The 22,815-nt window shown below is 38.2% G+C and carries 20 protein-coding genes and 1 tRNA gene; 10 read left to right on the forward strand and 11 right to left on the reverse strand.

The features are described 5' to 3' along the window. Positions 1-19 precede the first annotated feature (19 nt). Together ACY2RT_RS12875 and ACY2RT_RS12880 are read left to right on the forward strand one after the other, a co-directional pair. Complete coding sequence (locus tag ACY2RT_RS12875) at positions 20-829, forward strand: 2-oxo acid dehydrogenase subunit E2 (protein ID WP_490156330.1); 810 nt, start codon at positions 20-22, stop codon at positions 827-829. Next, positions 822-1,406, forward strand: a complete 585-nt coding sequence (locus ACY2RT_RS12880) for a class I SAM-dependent methyltransferase (RefSeq protein ID WP_490156331.1) — start codon at positions 822-824, stop codon at positions 1,404-1,406. The genes ACY2RT_RS12875 and ACY2RT_RS12880 overlap by 8 nt, the downstream gene beginning before the upstream one ends. A 102-nt stretch (positions 1,407-1,508) precedes the next feature. Here ACY2RT_RS12880 and ACY2RT_RS12885 read toward each other — a convergent pair. From ACY2RT_RS12885 to ACY2RT_RS12895, 3 genes are all read right to left on the reverse strand, one after another. Continuing rightward, positions 1,509-1,584: transfer RNA gene (locus ACY2RT_RS12885), tRNA-His, on the reverse strand. Between the two features lie 110 nt (positions 1,585-1,694). Continuing rightward, a complete protein-coding gene (gene bshB1, locus ACY2RT_RS12890) occupies positions 1,695-2,411 on the reverse strand; it encodes a bacillithiol biosynthesis deacetylase BshB1 (RefSeq protein WP_490156332.1) in 717 nt (238 codons plus the stop codon). Between the two features lie 49 nt (positions 2,412-2,460). After that, positions 2,461-3,633, reverse strand: a complete 1,173-nt coding sequence (locus ACY2RT_RS12895) for a trans-sulfuration enzyme family protein (protein WP_490156333.1) — start codon at positions 3,631-3,633, stop codon at positions 2,461-2,463. A 63-nt stretch (positions 3,634-3,696) separates the two neighbouring features. Between ACY2RT_RS12895 and hutI the strand changes: the two genes are divergently transcribed. The 3 genes from hutI (at position 3,697) to ACY2RT_RS12910 (ending at position 7,744) form a co-directional block, all read left to right on the forward strand. Next, positions 3,697-4,932, forward strand: coding sequence for an imidazolonepropionase (gene hutI / locus ACY2RT_RS12900; RefSeq protein ID WP_490156334.1), 1,236 nt, complete (start codon positions 3,697-3,699; stop codon positions 4,930-4,932). A gap of 74 nt (positions 4,933-5,006) precedes the next feature. Beyond that, positions 5,007-6,698: a glutamate formimidoyltransferase gene (gene ftcD, locus ACY2RT_RS12905; protein ID WP_490156335.1), complete on the forward strand. Its 1,692-nt coding sequence runs from the start codon at positions 5,007-5,009 to the stop codon at positions 6,696-6,698. Between the two features lie 104 nt (positions 6,699-6,802). Beyond that, on the forward strand, positions 6,803-7,744 hold the full coding sequence (locus ACY2RT_RS12910; protein WP_490156336.1) for a GNAT family N-acetyltransferase: 942 nt from the start codon (positions 6,803-6,805) through the stop codon (positions 7,742-7,744). Positions 7,745-7,749: 5 nt separating this feature from the next. On the opposite strand, the gene ACY2RT_RS12915 is transcribed toward ACY2RT_RS12910, so the two are convergent. After that, positions 7,750-9,786: a S9 family peptidase gene (locus ACY2RT_RS12915; RefSeq protein ID WP_490156337.1), complete on the reverse strand. Its 2,037-nt coding sequence runs from the start codon at positions 9,784-9,786 to the stop codon at positions 7,750-7,752. A 90-nt stretch (positions 9,787-9,876) separates the two neighbouring features. Here ACY2RT_RS12915 and ACY2RT_RS12920 point away from each other — a divergent pair, with 90 nt between their 5' ends. Continuing rightward, positions 9,877-12,420, forward strand: coding sequence for a T9SS type A sorting domain-containing protein (locus ACY2RT_RS12920; protein WP_490156338.1), 2,544 nt, complete (start codon positions 9,877-9,879; stop codon positions 12,418-12,420). Between the two features lie 17 nt (positions 12,421-12,437). Here the strand turns inward: ACY2RT_RS12920 and ACY2RT_RS12925 are convergent, their stop codons facing one another. Genes ACY2RT_RS12925 through ACY2RT_RS12935 form a run of 3 tightly spaced genes read right to left on the reverse strand, consistent with a single transcriptional unit; the run spans position 12,438 to position 15,024 of the window. Then, entirely contained in the window at positions 12,438-13,130 is a 693-nt protein-coding gene (locus ACY2RT_RS12925) for an HAD family hydrolase (RefSeq protein ID WP_490156339.1), read from the reverse strand. Beyond that, entirely contained in the window at positions 13,130-14,821 is a 1,692-nt protein-coding gene (gene ettA, locus ACY2RT_RS12930) for an energy-dependent translational throttle protein EttA (protein ID WP_490156340.1), read from the reverse strand. The genes ACY2RT_RS12925 and ettA overlap by 1 nt, the downstream gene beginning before the upstream one ends. A gap of 26 nt (positions 14,822-14,847) precedes the next feature. After that, entirely contained in the window at positions 14,848-15,024 is a 177-nt protein-coding gene (locus ACY2RT_RS12935) for a CAL67264 family membrane protein (RefSeq protein ID WP_490156461.1), read from the reverse strand. 128 nt (positions 15,025-15,152) lie between these two features. On the opposite strand from ACY2RT_RS12935, the gene ACY2RT_RS12940 reads away from it, so the two are divergent. The 4 genes from ACY2RT_RS12940 (at position 15,153) to ACY2RT_RS12955 (ending at position 18,948) form a co-directional block, all read left to right on the forward strand. After that, complete coding sequence (locus ACY2RT_RS12940; RefSeq protein ID WP_490156341.1) at positions 15,153-16,781, forward strand: acyl-CoA carboxylase subunit beta; 1,629 nt, start codon at positions 15,153-15,155, stop codon at positions 16,779-16,781. Continuing rightward, a complete protein-coding gene (locus tag ACY2RT_RS12945; protein ID WP_490156342.1) occupies positions 16,781-18,064 on the forward strand; it encodes an MFS transporter in 1,284 nt (427 codons plus the stop codon). Before ACY2RT_RS12940 ends, ACY2RT_RS12945 begins: the two co-directional genes overlap by 1 nt. A 47-nt stretch (positions 18,065-18,111) precedes the next feature. Further along, complete coding sequence (locus ACY2RT_RS12950; protein WP_490156343.1) at positions 18,112-18,453, forward strand: avidin-fold protein; 342 nt, start codon at positions 18,112-18,114, stop codon at positions 18,451-18,453. Between the two features lie 72 nt (positions 18,454-18,525). Then, positions 18,526-18,948 carry a DoxX family protein gene (locus ACY2RT_RS12955; protein ID WP_490156344.1) on the forward strand — a complete coding sequence of 141 codons (423 nt, stop codon included), beginning with the start codon at positions 18,526-18,528 and terminating at the stop codon, positions 18,946-18,948. Positions 18,949-18,980: 32 nt separating this feature from the next. Here ACY2RT_RS12955 and ACY2RT_RS12960 read toward each other — a convergent pair whose 3' ends face one another. Genes ACY2RT_RS12960 through ACY2RT_RS12975 form a run of 4 tightly spaced genes read right to left on the reverse strand, consistent with a single transcriptional unit; the run spans position 18,981 to position 22,792 of the window. After that, positions 18,981-20,063 (reverse strand): AMP-binding protein, encoded by a 1,083-nt coding sequence (locus ACY2RT_RS12960; RefSeq protein ID WP_490156345.1) that lies wholly within the window; start codon positions 20,061-20,063, stop codon positions 18,981-18,983. A 10-nt stretch (positions 20,064-20,073) separates the two neighbouring features. Then, positions 20,074-21,027 (reverse strand): CPBP family intramembrane glutamic endopeptidase, encoded by a 954-nt coding sequence (locus ACY2RT_RS12965; RefSeq protein ID WP_490156346.1) that lies wholly within the window; start codon positions 21,025-21,027, stop codon positions 20,074-20,076. A 34-nt stretch (positions 21,028-21,061) separates the two neighbouring features. After that, the gene (locus ACY2RT_RS12970; RefSeq protein WP_490156347.1) at positions 21,062-22,111 is read right to left on the reverse strand and encodes an o-succinylbenzoate synthase; all 1,050 of its coding nucleotides are present in this window, start codon (positions 22,109-22,111) and stop codon (positions 21,062-21,064) included. Then, positions 22,112-22,792: a metal-dependent hydrolase gene (locus ACY2RT_RS12975; RefSeq protein WP_490156348.1), complete on the reverse strand. Its 681-nt coding sequence runs from the start codon at positions 22,790-22,792 to the stop codon at positions 22,112-22,114. Between the last annotated feature and the right edge of the window lie 23 nt (positions 22,793-22,815).

Here is a 22,815-nt window from a genome sequence, read left to right on the forward strand (position 1 = left end):
CTGTATAACATATAATACATTGAAAACTAAACTACCTAAAGATTTATATACGGTTCATAACATCCCAAAATGTCGTATCCCAATTGCTGACATGGGGCTTATTCAATCTAAAAAAAATGCACTCAATTTTTTTATTGAACTAGATGTCACCAAAGTCTTAGAATTTATAGGAGAAAAAAAAGAAAAAGACATAAAAATATCACTTACATCCTTTTTATTGAAAAAATTTGCTGAGGCTATAAAAGATAATCCTTTAGTACAAGCTATGATCAAAAGAAAAAGTAAGTCTATCGTCTTTAAAGAAATTGATGCGTTAATAGTAGTAGAAAAAGAATATCAGAATAGTTCAATAGCCTTAAGTAAGATTATTAAAAATATACAAGACAAGTCGATTGAAGATATCTGGCTTGAAATAGATGAAGCAAAAAAAAAGGTGATTATCAATGAAGGTGATTTTGATCTTTCTCGACGTAGATCTGTAGTACTTATGAATCTTTTTTATTCCATTCCAAGATTTATTCGAATAGGTCTAATAAATAATGTGCGTCGTAACCCTTTTAAACGCAAAACACATTATGGAACCTTTGCTTTTTCCAATTTGGGAAGCATTAGCAAACTTCCGGCTTGGGTGAGTAGTAATATTATGGACAATCTGGGCATTATAGTTGGCAGCATTGTAAAAAAACCTTGGGTAGTTAATGATAAAATATTGATACGTGATATAATACATATTACAATTTGTATGAATCACGATGTTATTGATGGAGCAGATGCATATCGCTTTATTGAAGTGTTTAAAAAATACGTAGAACAAGATTTTTATGAGTAAAATAAATAAAATATTAGAAAAACGATCTGAAATTATAGTTAGTCAATTTGCAAACTTTGTAAAACCAAATGAAACTTATTTGTCTGTCGGAGATGGAGATGGAGAGGTAAGTCTAAAAGTCAAAAGAAAATACGCTTTAACTGTGAGAGGGCTGGATGTTCAAGTAACCCTTCCTAACAGAGTATTAGAAATTCCTCTTGATTATTATGATGGAAAGACGTTTCCGTATAGAGATAATAGTTTTGATGTGGTAGCAGCAATATTTGTCTTGCATCACTGTGAAAACTTAGAACAAGTTATGTCTGAAATTATAAGAGTAGCTGCCAAAAAAATTATAATCATTGAGGATGTGTATAGAAATTGGTTTGGCAGGCAAATAGTTTGCCTTTTTGACTATGTAGAAAATAGATTAGTATCAAAAGACATGAACATCCCTTTCAACTTTAAAAAGACTATCGAATGGGAGGATTATTTTACCAGTAAAGGTTTGATGATAACAAAAAGCAAAGATTTCAAAATTTTTAAATTCATTCCTGTTCAGCATCGTGTTTTTTGCCTTGAATTAATTAAAAAATAGCCCTAGAGCTTAAATATTACTTATTTGACTCCTCTATGTACTAATATGGTACCCAACAAAAAAGTCGAGATATTATATCTCGACTTTTTCTTTATTTACTATGGGTGGAAGACGGGATTCGAACCCGCGACCCTCGGTACCACAAACCGATGCTCTAACCAACTGAGCTACAACCACCATGTCACAGTTTTTAGACCTGTGCCCTCCGTAGCTAAGCAACGCTTTACATAGGAGGATGCAAATATAAAGTATTTACTACGTATGCACAATAGCATACTTCAAGATTTTTTAGATCAAATGAAATAATGAATCTACAGCTATATAACGCTCTGCCGTAAACCCTTCTCCATGAGCAACACCAATCAAACGCCCCATGTCCTGGGCTCTGTAGCTAATACTGTCTCTAAAATTAGTGGATGAAATAGGAGTTTCAGGTTCATCTACATCTTCTTTATGAAACTGGCTCTCATAGGCAAAAACAGCCTCTAATTTCTTATCCAAAAATCCGGAAACATCTACAACCACATCCGGTTCTATATTTTTCCATTGGATGTAATGATACACCTGTTTTGGACGCCAGGGTTTTTGAAAGTTTTCTTCGTACTTGGTCTCGATCTTTCGCAAACCACTTAAAAAACATGCATCACTGGCAAGCTTACTACCTTTACCATGATCAATATGCCTGTCATCAACTGCGTTACAGAGAACTATATCCGGCTGGTATTTTCTAATTATTTTGATGATCTCCAATTGAGAGGCTTTATCATTCAAAAAGAACCCATCTGCAAGTTTCAGATTAAGACGTACAGAAACGCCCAATATTTTGGCAGCATTAGCTGCTTCCTTATCTCGAATCTCAGCATTTCCCCTTGTTCCTAATTCTCCTCTGGTAAGATCGAGGATTCCTACTTTTTTACCGTTATTTATTTCTTTAGAAATAGTAGCACCGCAACCTAATTCAACATCGTCGGGATGTGCGCCAATAGCAAGTATATCTAACTTCATATGTGTTTTCCGTAAGGACGGATATCTTTTAAATTGAACGTAAAATTATCTATATTTTTTCAAAATGTTCTGCTGAGACCTTTTCAAATGCCTGTTCAAAATCAGCTATCAGGTCCTGTTTGTCTTCTATTCCCACCGAAAGCCGTAATAAACCATCTGAAATTCCCTGACGTGCTCTTTCGTCCGGGCTCAATAAAGCATGTGACGTTTTTTTGGGTGATAATATAGTAGATTCAACACCTGCCAAACTCATAGATTGTTTCACTAATTTGAGTGCTTCCATAAATTTTTCGGCATCTGTATTTTCAATTAATTCAAAAGAAACAACACCTGTAAAAGCCTTCATTTGTTTTTTTGCCAATTGATGATCCGGATGAGTCTTTAATCCGGGATAATGAACTTTGGCAACCAAAGGATGTTTATTCAACCATTTTGCCATTTTCTTGGCATTCCTGTTTTGTGCTTTTACACGAATTGCCATTGTTTTCATACTGCGTTCCAATAGCCAAACTGTAAAATCGCTTAAATTACCTCCCAGGTTTTTGGCTTTGTTCCAAATACGTTGAATGTGTTCTTCACTTGCTGCTACTGCACCTGCAGAAATATCACTGTGCCCTCCCATATATTTTGTAGCACTGTGAATACTTATATCAATACCTAGGTCAATAGGTGTCTGATTAATAGGGGTTGCAAAAGTATTGTCTATCATTGTTATAATACCTTGCTCTTTTCCAATACGGGAGATCATTTCAATATCAGTGATTAGCATTAGCGGATTAGAAGGTGTTTCTATGAAGATCACTTTGGTATTTTCCTTAATAGCCGAAATAAAATCGGTTTCAGAAAATCCTTCAGTAAAAGTATACTCAATCCCAAAGGTGTTTAGCTCTTCCGAAACAAAATTGAACGTCCCGCCATATAATGTTTTTTGTAAAACAACATGATCACCCTGCTTTAAAAAAGCAAGCATCGTTGTACTTACAGCAGCCATTCCACTTCCAAATAGCAGAGCTGCATCCGCATGCTCCAGCATCGCTACCTTTTTACATAAAGCCTCCTGATTGGGTGTGTTAAAATAACGTGGATATCGCTTAACATCCACATTTTCATAAGCATACGAACTTGCCATATACAAAGGTGAGATTGCGCCTTTAAACTCCTTGTCTTCTACCCCTCCAACATGTGTGCAAATAGTATTTACCCCCGGTTTATTCGATTTCATTTAAAAGATATTTTTTAAAGCTCTAAGTTATAAATTCATTTTCAGGTTTGCTATCTTTAGCCGATGAAAGTTTTGTTAATAAATATTAAAGAACTGCTTCAGGTTAGGGAAGATTCACCGGCAAAAATTAGTGGTGCGGCCATGAAAGAGCTGCCAACTATTAAAAATGCCTGGTTGCTAATGGAAGATGGCCATATTACAGACTTCGGAAAGATGGAAATCTTAAAACAACTCCAGGTTTCCGAAACTATAGATTGTACAGGAAAGATCGTTCTTCCGGCCTGGTGTGACTCTCATACACATCTGGTTTACGCAGGAAACAGAGAACAGGAATTTGTGGATAGGATCAATGGGCTGAGCTATCAGGAAATTGCTGAAAAAGGCGGCGGAATTTTGAACAGTGCAAAAAAATTGCAAAATACTTCGGAAGAAGAATTATACCGCCAATCGGCTGTTCGATTAGAAGAAGTAATGCGTTTAGGTACGGGAGCTATTGAAATAAAAAGCGGTTACGGACTTACCACCGAAGCCGAATTAAAAATGCTAAGGGTAGCAAAAAAACTAGGAAAAAATTATCCAATTACAATTAAAACTACATTTCTGGGAGCACATGCACTACCCATTGAATTCAAACAAAATAAAAAAGGGTATTTAGATATACTTTGCAATGAGATGCTTCCGAAAGTGGCCAAAGATAAGCTTGCCGAATATGTAGATGTCTTTTGTGAAGAAGGTTATTTTTCTGTGGAAGATACCGACCGCATTCTTTCCGAAGCAAAGAAATACAACCTCATCCCAAAAATTCATGTGAATCAGTTTACCGCCCTCGGAGGTATTGCTATGGGTGTAAAACACCAGGCATTAAGTGTTGATCACTTGGAAGTTCTGACAGATGATGATGTAAAAGCTTTGCAAGACTCTGATACTATGCCGGTAGCACTTCCCTCCTGCTCCTATTTTTTGAGTATTCCATATACTCCGGGGCGAAAATTAATAGCTGCCGGACTACCTTTAGCACTTGCAACCGATTACAATCCGGGTTCTACACCAAGTGGAAATATGAATTTTGTGGTTGCCACAGCTTGTATAAAAATGAAACTCACCCCAGAGGAGGCCATCAATGCAGCTACTATAAATGGAGCCTATGCAATGGGATTGAACAAGACACATGGAAGTATTACCAAAGGGAAAAAAGCAAATGTAATTATCACCAAAGAGATTCCTTCCTATGGTTATTTACCTTATGCTTTTGGAAGTAATTTAGTTGATAAGGTATTACTTAACGGTAAAGTGATTTAAACCCAATTCTTTTTTAAAAATGATTCCGTCCAAATAAAAAAACATACCTAAATTTGGGCTTCAAAACAGAGATCATGCAGAAACAACTTATAGAATGTGTGCCAAACATTAGTGAAGGCCGTGATAATCTAAAAATACAAGCCATTGCCAGTGTCGTGGAAACGGTGGAAGGTGTAAAACTACTGGATGTGGATCCCGGAAAAGCTACTAACAGAACCGTTATTACTTTTGTTGGAGCACCGGAACCCGTAATAGAAGCTGCTTTCAGGCTTATTAAAAAAGCTTCGCAATTAATTGATATGAGTAAACATAGTGGTGAGCATCCTCGTTTTGGCGCTACAGATGTTTGTCCTTTAGTACCTATCTCAAATATTAGTCTTGAAGAAACCGCCAAGTATGCTCATAAATTAGGTGAACGCGTAGGCAAAGAACTAGGAATCCCTGGATATTTTTATGAAAAAGCTGCGAAAGAAGAGAAACGTGAAAATTTAGCCAATTGCCGATCGGGAGAGTACGAAGGTTTACCGAAAAAGTTATCGGACTTGGACTGGAAGCCGGATTTTGGCCCTTCAGAATTTAATGAAGATTTAGCAAGAACCGGTGCAACTGCTATTTCGGCACGTGATTTCTTAATAGCATACAATGTCAATCTAAATACAACATCCACCCGGAGGGCCAATGCAATTGCATTCGATATTAGAGAAGCCGGACGTGTAAAACGGGAAGGAAATCCCATTACAGGAAAGAAAGTTTTGGATGCCAATGGAGAGCCGGTTCGTATTCCCGGAAAATTAAAAGCAGTTAAAGGTATTGGATGGTATATCGATGAATATGGGATTGCTCAAATTTCGTACAACCTTACGAATATTTCAATCACTTCAATGCATGTTGCTTTTGACGAAACCTGTAAAGCTGCTGAAAAAAGAGGTTTACGGGTTACAGGGTCTGAATTGATCGGCCTGATACCTTTACAGGCTATGCTTGATGCTGCCGACTATTTTTTGATCAAACAAGAGCGTTCGCTGGGAATTGCTGAAAGTGAAAAAATTAAAATTGCAATAAAATCCCTTGGACTGGATGACCTGAAACCTTTTAACCCACAGGAAAAAATTATTGAGTATATGCTCGATGATGGAGAAAAAAAGTTAATAGATTTCAAATTAGATGATTTCGCAGATGAAACCGCAGGAGAATCTATGGCTCCGGGAGGAGGTTCTATCGCAGCTTATGTAGGTACTCTGGGAGTCTCTTTAGGGACTATGGTAGCCAACCTGTCTGCTCATAAAGCCGGTTGGGATGACAAATGGGAATTCTACTCACAGTGGGCAGAAAAAGGGCAAACATATAAGAATAAGTTACTTTTTTTAGTTGATGAGGACACCAATGCCTTCAATAAAATAATTGATGGTTTCAGAATGCCACAAGGTACAGATTCAGAAAAGGAGGTCAGAAAAACAGCTATTGAAGAAGCAACCAAATATGCAACGGAGATTCCGTTTCAGGTTATGGAAACTGCCTACCAATCTATGGAGGTGATGCAGGCTATGGTAAAAGAAGGACTACAAAGCTCGCTCTCAGACGCAGGTGTAGGTATCCTTTGTGCCAGAACTGCAGTAGTAGGAGCCTATTTCAATGTGCGTATCAATGCAAAAGATATAAAAGACCGTGAGTTTGCGGATGCTATTCTTTCCAAAGCAGCCGATATTTACAAAGCAACTATCGCAATAGAGGAAGAAACTATGGCATACATCGATTCCAAAATGTAAATTGATTTCTTTGTAAAAGATAAAAATTTCAAAAAAAACTATCAGAATTTTGTTGATTCCGATTTCTTTTATATTTTTACATAAGCGCTTATATAAATACTTATATGGATACATTACAAGCACTCGGAGAAATAGGTCTGGGGTCCAGACTCAAAAGGCTCAGTGAAAGTCTAATGAAAGAGATCCAATTGGTGTATAATGATCAGAATATCGATTTTGACCCTTATCTCTTTCCTGCTTTTTATAAAATCGCATCCTGCGAAAAAATTACCAATACAACCTTACGGGAATCACTTTTAACATCTCAGCCTGCCGTTACTCAAACTATTAACAAGCTTTTAAAAAAAGGCCTGGTACTTCTGGAAGAAGATGCTATGGATAAACGGAAGAAGCAAATTACACTTTCAGAAAAAGGAATTTCCCTTCTTTCGAAAATAAAACCGTTATGGAAGATCATGGATGAAACTGTAAAAGAATATACAGGTAGTCCGGCCAATACTCTAATAGAGCATATTGCCATGTTCGAGCAGAGTTTACATTCCGGAAGATTTATGGAAACGCTGAAAGAAAAGATTGAAAAACAAAAGACGATCCGGATCACTTCTTTTAAAAAGAAATATGCGCAAGCTTTTTATGACCTTAATATTGAATGGGTTGAAACCTATTTTTATGTAGAAGATCTGGATAGAGAGGTTTTAAGTAATCCCAATCAATATATTCTTGAACCCGGAGGGCATATTTTCTTCGCAGTCGAAGATGATGATGCTCTTGGTACGGTAGCTTTAATGAAAATGGAAGAAGGTGTCTACGAACTCACAAAAATGGCTGTATCGCCTGACCAGCGTGGTAAAAAAATTGGGCAAAAATTAATGCAATATTGTATTGATTTTGCAAAACAAAACAATCTTGAAAAACTTGTCCTTTATTCAAATACTAAACTGGAAAACGCTATCTATATTTATCGTAAATACGGTTTTATAGAAATTCCTGTAGAACCTGACAGGCCTTACAAACGGAGTAATATAAAAATGGAATTGGTGTTTTAAACCTATTATTTATACTTCTCTAACCAAGCCAAAGTATGTGCTACTTTGGTTATTAAGTTACTGGGGCGCGATGCAATACCATGGGAAGCTTCGGGTATCTCTACCAATACCGTTTCTATCTTTCTCAATTTTAAAGCATGGTATAATTGTTTGGCTTCACTTGGTGGAGTGCGTAGGTCGTTCATCCCTACCATAACCATTGTAGGCGTCTCTACATTCCCTACTAATGAGATAGGAGAGAATTTCCAATAGTTCTCAAAGTTTTCCCAGGGCTGTCCCGGGTAACGCGAGTTGGCATAACCATAATAATTATCTGCCACCAGGGTCTTGCTGATCCAGTTCATTACCGGCTTTGCCACAACAGCAGCTTTAAATCGGTTGTTTTTCCCAATGATCCACGCGGTCATGATTCCTCCGGCACTTCCTCCGGTAACATACAATTGATCTTCATTAGCAATGCCTTTTTTGATCAATTCGTCTACTCCATCCATCACATCATTATAATCTTCACCGGGATAATTATTGAACAATAGATTACCAAATTCTTCTCCATAACTGGTGCTTCCTCTTGGATTAGGGTAAAAAACTACATAACCTGCTGCTGCATATAGTTGAATTTCAGCTGAAAAATGAGGTCCGTAATTTAAAATCGGTCCTCCATGGTTTTCAATTAATAAAGGTGCTTTGGATCCTTTTTCGTAGTTTGGCGGATACACTACCCATCCCTGTATGTCTCTTCCATCTACCAAAGATTTATACCATATCTCCTCTACCGCTCCCATATTCCGGTAGTTAATAAGGTCATCATTCACACCTGTCAAAACTTTAGAGCTGGAACCCTTTTCTACTATAGCAATATCAGCAGGCCTGTCCGTACGTGAAATGGTATAGGCGATCTTTCCCTGGTTAGAAACACTAAAACTACCACTGGAATAAGGTCTTCCCAGTGTTGTCCCACCTACATTGTTCACAATATCAGTTACCCTGCCTTTTAAATCGATATACCCGATCTTGGTAACACCCAGGTCATTGTACATGAAATAAAGTCCCTTACTATCCTTTGCCCAGGTAATATTGTTTATGCTTCGGTCAAGACCGGAAGAGAGCGTCCGTTTATTAGTTCCGTTTGCATCCATCAACTGCAGTTGTGTGATTTGATAAGCTTGCACCTTATCCTCAAATCCCAGGTAAGCAATATGTTTACCGTTAGGAGAAACCTTAGGCGAACGATCTGGCCCATTACGGTCGGTATGGGTATTTATAAGCCCTGTATTTGTATCTACCGAATAGACCTCAGAATTCCTGAAATCGTATTCCCAATCTTCATTCCTATTTGCCGAAAAATAAATGAGTTGTCCGTTTGGCGACCACGACAAACTACCTCCATGGTTAAAATTTCCACTGGTCAGTTGCCGGGGTGTCCCTCCTTCCGAAGGAATCACAAAAACATGTGTAAACCCGGGTTTTAAATACCCTGTACCATCTGCTTCATGCTTGAGTCTGTCTGTAATTCTGGGAGATTCTGCCCATTTTGCATCCTTAGGCTTAGGAGGCATTTTAGCGATTACTGGAGGCTTTTCATTTACTTTCATCGTAAATGCAATCTTAGTTCCGTCCGGGGACCATGTTATTGCCGATGGGCTGTTTTCAAGCTGCGATAGTTTAGCTATGGCTCCGGTAGAGGTCCAATATAAATAGATTTCGCTTCCTTCATCGGTACTGCTCACAAAGGCAATTCGATCGCCTGAAGGTGACCACCGCGCATTACTCTCACTTCCTTCACGAGCCGATAATTTATGATGGATCTTTCGGTCATCGGTACTTAGTATCCAAAGATTTCCTTTACTACGGTCCTTCATAATATCAAACCCTGTACGGCGATATACAATATAATCTCCGTTAGGTGATATTTGTGGGTCTCCGGTGTATTCTAGCTGAAATACATCTAAAGGTTCAAATTTTTTCTGAAGTTGAGCCGAAAGCTGAAAATTAAAAAGTAAGAATATAATAATGAAGATGTAAAGGCGAAAATTGGTTTGCATATCTGGAAATTTAGGAAGCTAAAGATACTCCTTTTAAGAAGTTTTTCAAATTAGGTTTTGTTATACTATCTTTGGATAAAATGCAATGCTATGAAAAACAATACCCTAAGACTGCTTTTTTATATTTCAATACTAGTCATAACCGGTCTATTACTTTTTTCTGAAAAAGAATCAACTACTACTGGAAATGAGCCGTTAATTGGCGAATATCCGCACGAATGGATGTACAACCAACGTGCATATCCCAACAACTATATTAACCGTAAAGCTATTAAGGATGCGACGATTCAGGCAAAGAATATTCTTTCTGCTCGCCCTGAATCTAACGGAAGTGACTGGGAGTTAATTGGTCCATTCAATACAGGAGGAAGAGTTACCGATGTTGCTATCTCTCCGGATGACGACGATATTTTTTATGTGACAACAGCAGTTGGTGGGGTTTTTAAAACTACCAATACAGGAGTTAGCTGGACACCCATTTTCGACGAAATAGGGAAGCCTTCTATTGGAAATATTGCCATTGCACCTTCCAATTCACAAAGAATCTATGTGGGGACCGGAGAAGCTAACGGAAGTGCAACATCCGGTGCTTTTTACGGTGATGGTATTTATCGGTCTGATGATGCCGGTGTCAGCTGGAATAATATTGGTTTGAATGACAGTGACCATATTGGGCGTATCGTAGTTGATCCTACAGACCCGGATAGGGTTTTTGCGGCAGCTACGGGGAAATTATATGGTTACAATCAGGAAAGAGGAGTATACAGGACTACCAATGGTGGTACCAGCTGGGAACAGGTACTCTTTGTAACAGACTCTACATCGGCTATTGATGTAGCAATGAATCCCCAAAACACCAACATTGTTTTTGCTGCTATGTGGGAACGTACCCGTAAGCCGTGGCAGCGTGATTATGGTGGTGTCACTTCTGTTATTCATCGTTCTGTTGATGGTGGTACGACTTGGGAAGAATTAGGTGCCGCAAACGGCCTGCCGGCTCCCGATGCTCAAACCGGAAGAATTGGCCTGGCAATCTCTGAGTCCAATCCATCTACAATCTATGCGCGATTTACTACCAATGAAATTACAAATGAATTTAACGGACTGTATAGATCTGATGACAACGGAGCTAATTGGACACTGGTCACATTAGCTGATCTAAATGGTATCGATGCCTCTTTTGGCTGGTATTTTGGAAATATTAGGGTCAATCCTACCGATCCGGATGAAGTCTATGTATTGGGACAGCTAATGTCTAAAACTACTGATGGTGGTAATAACTGGCAACAGGTAAACGGAATGCATGTGGATCATCACGCATTGGAATTTTCCCAAAGTAATAACGATCGTATTTTAGCCGGTAATGACGGTGGAGTTTATCTTTCTCAAAATGGAGGGAGTTCATGGGCTAAGTTTACGAATCTTGCAATTACACAATTCTATAACATTGAAGTAGACTACACCCAGCCAGAAAGATTATATGGAGGAACACAAGACAACAATACGATAAGAACATTAACTGCAGGCACAAATGACTGGGCTGCAATTATAGGCGGAGATGGTTTTCATGTAAATGTAGACCCTAATGACAATAGCTATGTATATGGTGAGTCTCAATGGGGTAACCTGCGCAGGTCAACAAATGGAGGAAGTAACTTTACAAATGCAACAGATGGAATAAGCGGCTCCGATAGAACCAATTGGAATACTCCTGTGGTTTTATCTCCTTTCAATTCTGAAAAAGCTTTCTACGGAAGTAACAGGTTATACATTTCTGATAGAGCTGTACTTTGGTCGGCTATAAGTCCGGACCTAACCAACGGACAGCATCCCAGCGGTTCATTATCCTATGGAACGCTTACTGCTATAGCTCCTTCTTATAATAATCTGGATGCTATTTACACCGGAAGTGATGATGGAAACGTGAATGTAACTTTTGACGGAGGTACCACCTGGACTAATATAAGTGGAGCCTTACCAGATAGATATGTCACTTCTATAGCTATTTCACCAAGCGATGACCAAACAGCTTATGTTACTTTTTCCGGTTACGGTTTATTAGACTACGATCCTCATGTCTTTAAAACAACAGATGGAGGACAAAATTGGATCGACATCTCTTCTAACCTGCCAAGTATTCCCGTAAATGATATTATTATTAATTCAGCTGAAAATCTTTTAATAGTTGCTACAGACCTTAACGTTTGGTATTCACAAAATGACGGGGCAAATTGGGATATTCTAGGTAATGACCTTCCGTTGACCATTATACGGGACCTAAAACTACATGAACCTACTAGTACCTTATATGCAGGTACTTTTGGGCGGTCCATGCATAGTTACGATCTGTCTAATATCGTGTTAGGCATAGATGATAATTTGATTGCTGCAGAGGAGATTGCTCTCTATCCAAATCCGGCAGCAACTCAATTTACGATTCAACATAACATAACTTCCAAAGGGAATATTGTCTTATATGATATTACCGGAAAGAAAATAAAAACCCTTTTTGAAGGAAATTTTGAATCAGCACAACAAATGACCTTCTCAACTTCAGGTTTAACATCAGGTATCTACTTCGTAAAATTACAAAGCGGAAATCAGTTTGTCACTAAGAAGTTAGGAGTTCAATAAAGCAATTTGCCAAAAGGTTAGAGTAATTCCAACATTTCGGTAGCGGCAGATAATTGTCGATAATTGCTATGTGTAACAGGCTCCTGAACAACTTCATGTATCCATGTTGTATGGAATGGTATATGGAAAGCATGACCGCCTATATTCAATACCGGCAGAATATCACTTTTCACCGAATTACCAACCATTAAAAATTCTTCGTTGGAAACATCTAAGTGATTTACCAGTTTCTGATAGTGCTTTTCGGTTTTATCTGAAACAATTTCGATATGGTGAAAATAAGGTTCTAAGCCGGATTTTATGAGCTTCCTTTCCTGATCCAGCAGATCTCCTTTAGTAGCCATAACCAATTTGTATCTTTTGGATAATTGAGCAAGCGTATCTTCTATACCACTCAATAATTCAACAGGAGCTTCAAGCATTTTTTTACCTCTGCGAATTAATTCGCTTATAGCACTCATATGAATATCTCCATCCGAAAAACGTATGGCTGCTTCAATTAAAGATAGTGTAAAAGGTTTGATCCCATAACCATACAATGGAAGGTTTTGCATTTCAACTTCAAAAAGTAACTGATTGCACTTCTCTTCAGGTAGGTAATCCTTCATTAATTCACAAAATTCCTTTTCAGCATTCCTAAAAAGGGTTTCATTCGCCCAAAGGGTGTCATCGGCATCAAATGCAATGGCCTTTATTTTGGAAAGAGGCATTAGCGTATTAATTTCTTATATTTAATGCGTTTTGGAAGTAGGTCGCCCCCCAAACGTTTCTTCTTATTCTCTTCATAGTCACTAAAGCTTCCTTCAAAGAAATACACTTGGCTTTCGCCTTCAAAAGCAAGAATGTGTGTGCAAATCCTATCTAAAAACCAACGGTCGTGCGAGATTACTACTGCACAGCCTGCAAAGTTTTCCAAACCTTCTTCCAAAGCTCGTAATGTGTTTACATCCAGGTCATTGGTAGGTTCATCCAATAATAATACGTTTCCTTCTTCCTTTAAGGTCATTGCCAGATGCAAACGGTTGCGTTCACCTCCCGAGAGCATAGCAACTTTTTTATTTTGCTCACTTCCGCTAAAATTGAATCTACTTAAATAGGCTCGGGAATTTACTTGTTTCCCTCCCATCATAACAAGTTCCTGCCCGCCACTAAAATTTTCCCAGATACTTTTATTTTGATCTATATTGGAATGTGCCTGATCCACATATGCGATCTTTGCAGATTCTCCCACTACAAATTCACCTTTATCCGGAGTCTCTTCTCCCATGATCATTCTAAATATAGTAGTTTTACCAGCACCATTGGGTCCAATAATACCAACTATTCCAGCTTGTGGTAATTTGAAGTTAAGGTCTTCATATAACAACTTGTCCTCATATCCCTTAGCAACCCCTTTCGCTTCTATCACATTTGTTCCCAAACGTGGTCCGTTAGGGATATAGATCTCCAGTTTCTCATCCAACTGTTTTTGATCCTGACTCATTAATTTATCGTAATTACTCAAACGGGCTTTCTGTTTTGCCTGTCTTCCTTTAGGAGCCATACGAACCCATTCCAATTCTCGCTCCAAGGTTTTTTGACGCTTACTGGCTTGTTTCTGCTCTTGCGTCAAACGTTTTGACTTTTGGTCCAGCCATGAAGAGTAATTTCCTTTCCAGGGAATTCCTTCTCCTCTGTCCAATTCCAGAATCCACCCGGCAACATTATCTAAAAAATAACGGTCGTGCGTTACTGCAATTACGGTTCCTTTGTATTGAGATAAGTGATGTTCCAACCAGTGTACACTTTCGGCATCTAAATGGTTAGTAGGTTCATCCAGCAACAATACATCCGGCTCTTGCAATAATAATCTACACAAAGCAACACGGCGACGTTCTCCTCCGGAAAGTACACTAATAGGCTTATCCGGTTCTGGTGTACGCAAGGCATCCATGGCAATTTCCAACTTGGTATCCAGTTCCCAGGCATTTGTCGCATCAATTTTGTCTTGTAAAGTTGCTTGTTTGTCCATAAGTTCCTGCATTTTATCAGGATTCTCATACACTTCCGGTAGCCCAAACATATCATTGATCTTATTGTATTCATCTAATACCTCAACTACATCCTTTACTCCTTCTTTTACAATTTCAATAACGGTCTTAGATTCATCCAGCTGCGGTTCTTGTTCCAGATAACCCACAGTATAACCCGGAGCAAAAACGACATCACCCTGGTAATTTTTCTCTACCCCGGCTATAATTTTGAGCAATGTAGATTTACCGCTACCATTAAGTCCTAAGATCCCAATTTTGGCACCATAGAAAAAACTTAAATATATATTTTTGAGAACCGGAGTTTGTGCGTTTTGAAACGTTTTTGTCACTCCGGACATCGAGAAGATTACTTTCTTATCGTCAGACATTTTTCAGAAAAATTTATTGTTAATTACTAAACGCGTCCTTTTAAAGCATTAAAAACCCAGGCAATGGCAAAGAAACCAATTCCAACAGAAGCAAATCCCCAACCGGCCACATCATCATATTTAAAAGCACCTAGTGAAATGAGCCCAACACCTACAATGATCATTATAAATGTAGCCCAACCCAATACTGTATTTTTATTCATCATATATTTAATTTTACTACCCATCGTGCTAAAGCAATAATGGGCGAACGCAAATATCGGTAATAAAATAGATTTTTCAGTATTCATAATACCATACTTTTGTATTTTTGAGCAAATCACGCAATAGAATGGACATTAACTTCAATAAAAACGAAGACCACAATAAACTATTAGTTTCCGAATTACGTAAAAGACTTGCCAAAGTAAAATTAGGTGGTGGTCAAAAACGAATCGAAAAGCATCATTCAAAAGGAAAGATGACAGCTCGAGAACGTATAGACTACTTATTGGATGCAAAAAAACCCTCTATTGAAATAGGTGCTTTTGCCGGTGATGGAATGTATGAAGAACACGGAGGTGCTCCAAGTGGTGGAGTTGTTGTTAAAATAGGATACGTAAAAGGAAAACAATGCATTGTGGTTGCAAATGATGCAACTGTAAAAGCCGGTGCGTGGTTTCCTATAACTGCAAAGAAAAACTTACGGGCACAAGAGATATCCATAGAAAACAGATTACCAATTATTTATTTAGTAGATAGTGCCGGGGTATATTTACCTATGCAGGATGAGATCTTTCCGGATAAAGAACACTTTGGGCGTATTTTCCGAAACAATGCTGTAATGAGTAGTATGGGAATTACACAGATTGCTGCTGTAATGGGCAGCTGTGTTGCCGGTGGCGCATATTTACCAATTATGAGTGACGAGGCTTTGATCGTAGATAAAACCGGAAGTATTTTTCTTGCCGGAAGCTATCTTGTAAAAGCAGCTATTGGGGAAAGTATTGATAATGAAACCTTAGGCGGGGCTACCACACATTGTGAGATTAGTGGTGTGACTGATTACAAAGCAAAAGACGATAAAAATGCTCTGGATACTATAAAAGGAATCGTTGCAAAAATTGGAGATTATGACAAAGCCGGGTTTAATAGAGAAAAATCTGAACAACCCCTGCTTAATGCTGAAGATATTTATGGTTTGTTGCCAAAATCCAGAGCCGACCAGTATGACATGCGTGAAATTATAGACCGTCTTGTTGACAATGGTGATTTCACTGAATACAAAGAAGGGTATGGAAAAACCATCCTTACCGGGTATGCACGTATTGATGGTTGGGCAGTTGGTATTGTTGCCAACCAAAGGAAATTAGTAAAAACCAAAAAAGGTGAAATGCAATTTGGTGGGGTAATCTATAGTGACAGTGCTGACAAAGCCACACGATTTATTGCCAATTGCAATCAGAAAAAAATTCCGTTGGTGTTTTTACAGGATGTAACTGGTTTTATGGTAGGAAGCAAGAGTGAACACGGAGGAATTATAAAAGACGGAGCTAAAATGGTGAATGCTGTAAGTAACAGTGTAGTTCCCAAATTTACAGTTGTTATAGGAAACTCATACGGTGCAGGGAATTACGCGATGTGTGGTAAAGCCTATGATCCAAGACTAATTGTTGCCTGGCCTAGTGCTGAATTGGCTGTTATGAGTGGCAATAGTGCTGCAAAGGTATTATTGCAAATTGAAACCGCTTCCCTGAAAAAGAAAGGAGAGACCATTACTCCCGAAGTTGAAAAAGAACTGTACAATGAAATTAAAGCACGTTACGACAATCAAATCTCACCTTATTATGCTGCTTCAAGAATCTGGACAGATGCAGTAATAGACCCATTAGATACCCGCAAATGGATCTCTATGGGAATTGAGGCCGCTAATCACGCTCCTGTTGAAAAGCCCTTTAATTTAGGTGTAATTCAAGTTTAATGGTCGCTCAAAAATCCAAACAACCCATTTATGTAATTCTATTGCTCATTTTAGCCGGAGAAGCTGTTTTTATTTTACCTTTTGTTCTGGCTCGGGTATTTCGGCCCACTTTTCTCGATGTTTTTAACCTCAACAATCTGGAGCTGGGTACGTGCTTTTCAATTTATGGTATTGTAGCTTTTATTTCGTATCTCTTTGGAGGTACTTTGGCAGATAAATTCAAACCAAAGATCCTTATTGCATCAGCTTTGTTTTTGACAGCTGCAGGAGGTATCGTTTTGGCTACATTTCCGTCCTATGCTACTTTAAAAATTCTCTATGGTTATTGGGGGTTTACCACTATTTTCCTGTTTTGGGCAGCAATGATAAAAGCTACCCGTGTTTGGGGAGGCGTTAAAAGTCAGGGGCGTGCCTTTGGGTTTTTGGATGGAGGCCGTGGATTGGTAGCTGCCGGATTTGGATCACTGGGAGTATTGATCTTTTCTATATTTATCACTACTCAAATTACTGAAGCTGCCTTCAGTGAACGCAAAGAGGCCTTTCGGTATGTAATTCTTATTTCTTCTGCTATTATAGGAGGTATCGGGCTATTGGTTCTTTTATTTCTGAAGAATAATCCTTCCAGAGAAACGATCGTAACCCGAAAGTCCTGGATAGAAATACTTTCAAACTTCAGTATTGTTATAAAAATTCCAACGGTTTGGCTTCTCATGATCATTATCCTTTGTGCGTATGTTGGTTATAAAATCACTGATGTATTTTCATTATATGCCAAAGAAGTGATGTTATACGATGAAATTAAATCGGCTAAAGTGGGTACCTATTTATTATACATTCGACCGGTCGTTGGTATTGCTATAGGTTTTCTGGCAGATAGGACCAAAACTTCACTTATGATGATCCTTGGTTTTATAACAATGCTTATTGGAGCTTTGATTTTTGCTTCTGGTGTGATAGAGCCTTCTATGGGTATTTTCTTTTTAATATCCTTGCTTATCACTGCGACAGGTGTTTATGCCTTTAGAACCCTTTATTTTGCAGCTATGCAGGAAGGGCTTATCCCTCTTGCAGTTACCGGAACAGCAGTTGGGCTTATTTCTCTTATAGGTTATACTCCGGATATTTTTATGGGTCCTGCCATGGGGTATCTTCTGGACAATTCTCCTGGAGAACCTGGACACCAACATGTATTTATAATGCTTTCGGTCTTTGCTTTTATAGGGTTATTGGCCTCAGTATTTTTTTACAAAATTTCAAAAAAGAAAACCAAAAAAGTTCAATAAAATTTCTTAACTTTCTGTGATACATTAACATAGAAATACGGAAGCTTATGAATTCAATTGATTTTAACAACAAGACTTTTTCACTCGTTGAAAATTCTGATAAGGGAAAAGTAAACTCGGACACTGTTTTCAAATACAAACAAGATGGAGATCTTGTCACTGCAGATTATTATGGAGGGCCAATAAAATATGGGAAAATTATAGCAAAACTTCGAGGTACTCAACTCGATATGTTATATGAGTGTATAACCGATAACGATGAGTTAAAAGCAGGAAAAGCTGTTTCGAACATAAGTTTTACGGAAAACGGTAAAATGAAAATGCAGCTATATTGGAAGTGGTTGAATGATGGAAATGGCAAAGGAGTTTCACAGTTCGTTGAAAACTAAATTTACTTCAAACTATTTACCATTTCGCTAAAAATGAGTACCTTATGATTGTCTAACTTCAATCTTTCAATCATGGGAACAATAAAATCTTTAAATAAATGGGCAAATGCTCATACGTATTATCCCTTAGATCTACTACGAATAGCTTTGGGTGCCTTTCTCTTTATTAAAGGAATAGATTTTATGGGAAATAGCGAAATGCTCATGGAACTTATAAAACCTATTCAAAGCCTGGTAGGCGGAATGGTTACTATTCACTATGTGGCTCCGGCACATTTTATTGGTGGACTTTTGATTGCTTTTGGGTTATTGACCCGCTGGGCAGTGATTGCACAACTTCCAATTATGATCGGTGCGGTCCTGATAAACTTTTTAGGAGAAATGAATACCACCAATCTGCTTTTATCAATTCTTGTCCTCCTGCTTTGTATTTTCTTTTTGTTCTATGGATCTGGGAAACATTCTGTTGATTATTATTTAAAAATGCAGAAGTAAAGAATTTGTAGGCAGATTGCAGCATTTAATCATTATTTACGGTACTTTTTAAGTACCTGAAGTATATCCTTTCTTTTTATTTTCCCGGTTGGAGTATAGGAAAATTTTGAAATTGTATATACCTTTTTAGGGCGCTCGTATTTTTCCAAAACTGAAAAGGCCTGAGAATAATTAGGAATATCTGCATCTCTGTCGTTCTGGAATACCAATATGACGCGTTCGCCTAATTCCTCATCTTTTTCTGAAGCAATAATAAAAGGGCGGTCAATATACTCCGATAGTTTTTTTTCCACACTTTCAGGAAAAATCTTAATACCACCGGAATTGATCATGTTATCGAAACGTCCTAACCATTGAAAGGAAGTTGGAGTGATCAGATCGACCAGATCATTAGTTACAAGAGGTTCTCCAAGAATCTCCGGAGCATTAATAACTAAACGTGCCTGGCCATCAACAGAAAATTTTACATTAGGCAAAGCAGAAAACACATTGGACCGTGCCGGGCCATTAAGTCTTTTAATTGCCACATGTGTACTTGTTTCAGTCATTCCGTAGGTAGCAAATACTTCTGTAGGGACCTCTTGTAATTTTTCCTCAAGTTCCATAGAAACGGGGCCACCGCCAACGATCAGCTTTTTAACTTTTGGCAATGCCTCTAACGAATGAAACACCTGATACGGAACCATTGCGACAAAATCATAATCGTTGTCGTATTGCGTAAGTGCATCCTTCTCCGGAGCAACTACGTGTAAATCCCATCCCATAACCATCGCTCTTACAAGCATCATTTTTCCGGCAATATGATCTGGTGACAAACATAATAAAGCAGCAGTTCCAGCTCCAACTTTAAAAAAAGCCCCTGTAGCTTTGGCACTATTTACCATGTGTTCCTTACGTAATACAATCTTCTTTTCCTTTCCGGTTGACCCGGAAGTATTGACATGTACTTCTTCATCAAAATTGAGCCATTCCTCAATGAACCTGGCCATTTGTATTTCATGTACATCTCCCTGTCGCAATAATCCATCTGCGAAATTCAGCAATTCTTCTGCCGATTCGTATGCGAGACCATTAAGCTTAAAAGCTGGATGAAGTATTTGTGAGGTTGGTTTCAAAATTGTTCTTTTAAACTATTTCTTCCTGAGAAATTTCCGAAGGTACCGTTACTTTTCCAAAAAGTTTTTCACCCCAGCCTCGCCATTTATATCGCCACGCCATAATTCCTAAAAATATTGGGTACAATATAAAAACAGGACCTAAAACATCTATCCCAGCAGAAGGTTCAGAAATGTCTTTTAGAATAGAATTTGTTTGAAATACCGTCCAGTCGGCAGTTACCAACAATGCCGCAACAAGATTATTCCCGGCATGAAAACCCAGTGCCAGTTCCATTCCCTCATCCATCAATGTCATAATGCCTAAAAAGAAGCCAGTGCCTATGTAGTACACCATAATTATGTTCCCGATCTTATCTACTTCGGGATTAAAAAAGTGTAAGCCTCCAAAAACAACTGAGGTCACTATCAATGGCATCCATCGGTTTTTTGCAGCCACGCCTATACCCTGCATTAGGTATCCGCGAAATAAATACTCTTCAAAACTGGTCTGCAATGGCACCATAACAATAGCTATCACTGCCAAAATTAAAAAAGGAACCATTTCAAATTGTAGTTCATAATCCTGTGGATTACTGTAATAATCTAGGCCTGTAAGACCTATTGTGGTTACAGCGATCAGCCCGAAACCAAACCATACCCTTCCCCAATCTGTTTTTTTACGTGAAGTAGTTACCGCTCTAAGAGGTTGTTTATGAAAATACTTCACCACTAAATACAAAACGCCTAGTCCTATAGCAAAACTTAACAGCATTAAGAATAAGGTCAGGTTAGAGTCTAAAATGGTCATAAAGGTATTTGGATCTTCCAGTAGTTCCAGACTTTTCCCTTCTGAAATCAGTTTTAAAGTAGCCAATCCTACTAACGGGAAAGCTCCCAATTGTGATGCTAAAAAAATAATGATCCCGCCTACGACATATCTCCACCAGTCGTGTAAATAATTAAAAGCTTGTGCTATATACATAAAATAATTTATTGGATGTTAGACCCTCAAAAGTCTAAATTGTTACATTTAAAATCCCAAGGTTCCAGCTGGTATTAGGGCTATAATGTATTTCTCCTTCTTTGACTTCAAGCGGAGAAGGAATGTTATTAGTATACAAACTGCCTGTTCCCAAACCTTGTGGCAATTTACTATTTTTTGTGAAGGTGTATTGTGAAATTGCGTTTAATCCTACATTACTTTCTAATGCCGAAGTAATCCACCAGCCTACATCATTTTCGTTTGCCAGGGAGATCCAATGATCGCTCCCCAAAAAGCCTCCAATAAGGCTAGGTTTTAAAATAATATATTGTGGTTTAATCGTTTGTAAAAGGTCTTGCCTTTTTTTAGATGTGAAAACACCTATAAGTTCTTCATCTAACGCTATTGGTAATGGAGTTAGCTCACATAGTTGAGCCATTTCCTGCCATTGTCCTTGTTTTATGGGTTGTTCAATGGAATGTAATTGCAAATCTGAAAGAACTTTTAATTTCTCTAATGCTTCGGGAGCAGAAAAAGCGCCATTAGCGTCTACCCGAAGTTCTATTTCTTCAGCAGAAAATTCATTGCGAATCGTCTTGATCAAATCGATCTCAGTAGCAAAATCAATTGCACCTATCTTCATTTTAATACAACGGAAGCCTTCTTTTAGTTTATTTGCTATTTGTTGCTTCATAAACGCCTTATCTCCCATCCAAATGAGTCCGTTAATAGGAATCGCCTTTTTACCGGCGGTAAATTCTGAAGGGAATATTTCAAAAGGCAATTCAGCAGAGAATGACCTAAAAGCAGTTTCGATCCCAAATTGAATAGATGGAAATTCTGTTAAGGCTTCATATAAAGAAAATACTCCCAGTTGAATATTATCACAGGCCCATTTTAATTTTGTTTCAAAATCCGGGCGATCATCAATGGAAAGTCCTCTTAAGATTCCGCATTCCCCAACTCCCCAATTGCTACCTTCTTTCAGAACAATGAACCAGGTCTCTTTGGTTTTTAAAACGCCACGCGAAGTACCACTTGGCATTTTAAAATTTAGTAGATGCTTAAAATATTCGGCTTTCATTTAAAGTTCGATCGAGGCTCCTATTTCCAAAAGCATTAAGTCCTTTCCTGCATCGTAAAACTTTTTCTTTGCCTCTTCGTGGTCAATTTCAATATAACCAAAAGTATCGTAATGTACTCCTAAAACCTTGTCGCATTCCACAAAATCACTGGCAAGGATTGCATCGTCAATGCCCATTGTAAAATTATCGCCTATCGGCAGGATAGCGAGGTCTAGTTTAGTACTCATTGGAATCAGTTTCATATCCATGGTAAGTGCAGTATCTCCTGCTATATAAATGTTTTTATGCTCTCCTTCAATTACAAATCCTCCGGGTTGCCCTCCGTAAGTACCATCCGGAAATGAACTGGTATGTATGGCATTTACGTATTTCACATTCCCAAAATCGAACTTCCAGTTTCCGCCATGGTTCATGGGATGTACTTTAAAGCCCTTATTTTGATAGTACATTGCAATTTCATAATTGCTCACGATTGTTGCATCTGTTCTTTCTGCAATGGCTTCTGCATCCAGAATATGGTCCTGGTGTGCATGTGTTAATAAAATATAATCTGCCTGTAGCGTACTAATATCAACTTTATCTTTTGATAGTGGATTTCCTGAAATAAAAGGGTCTACTACAATATGCTTTCCTGAAACTTCAATTGCCAAACTATTTTGACCGTAAAATGTAATCTTCATGGTTTCTATTTTTCCTTAAAGAT

The sequence above is a fragment of the Ulvibacter sp. 2210JD10-4 genome, assembly GCF_058148525.1.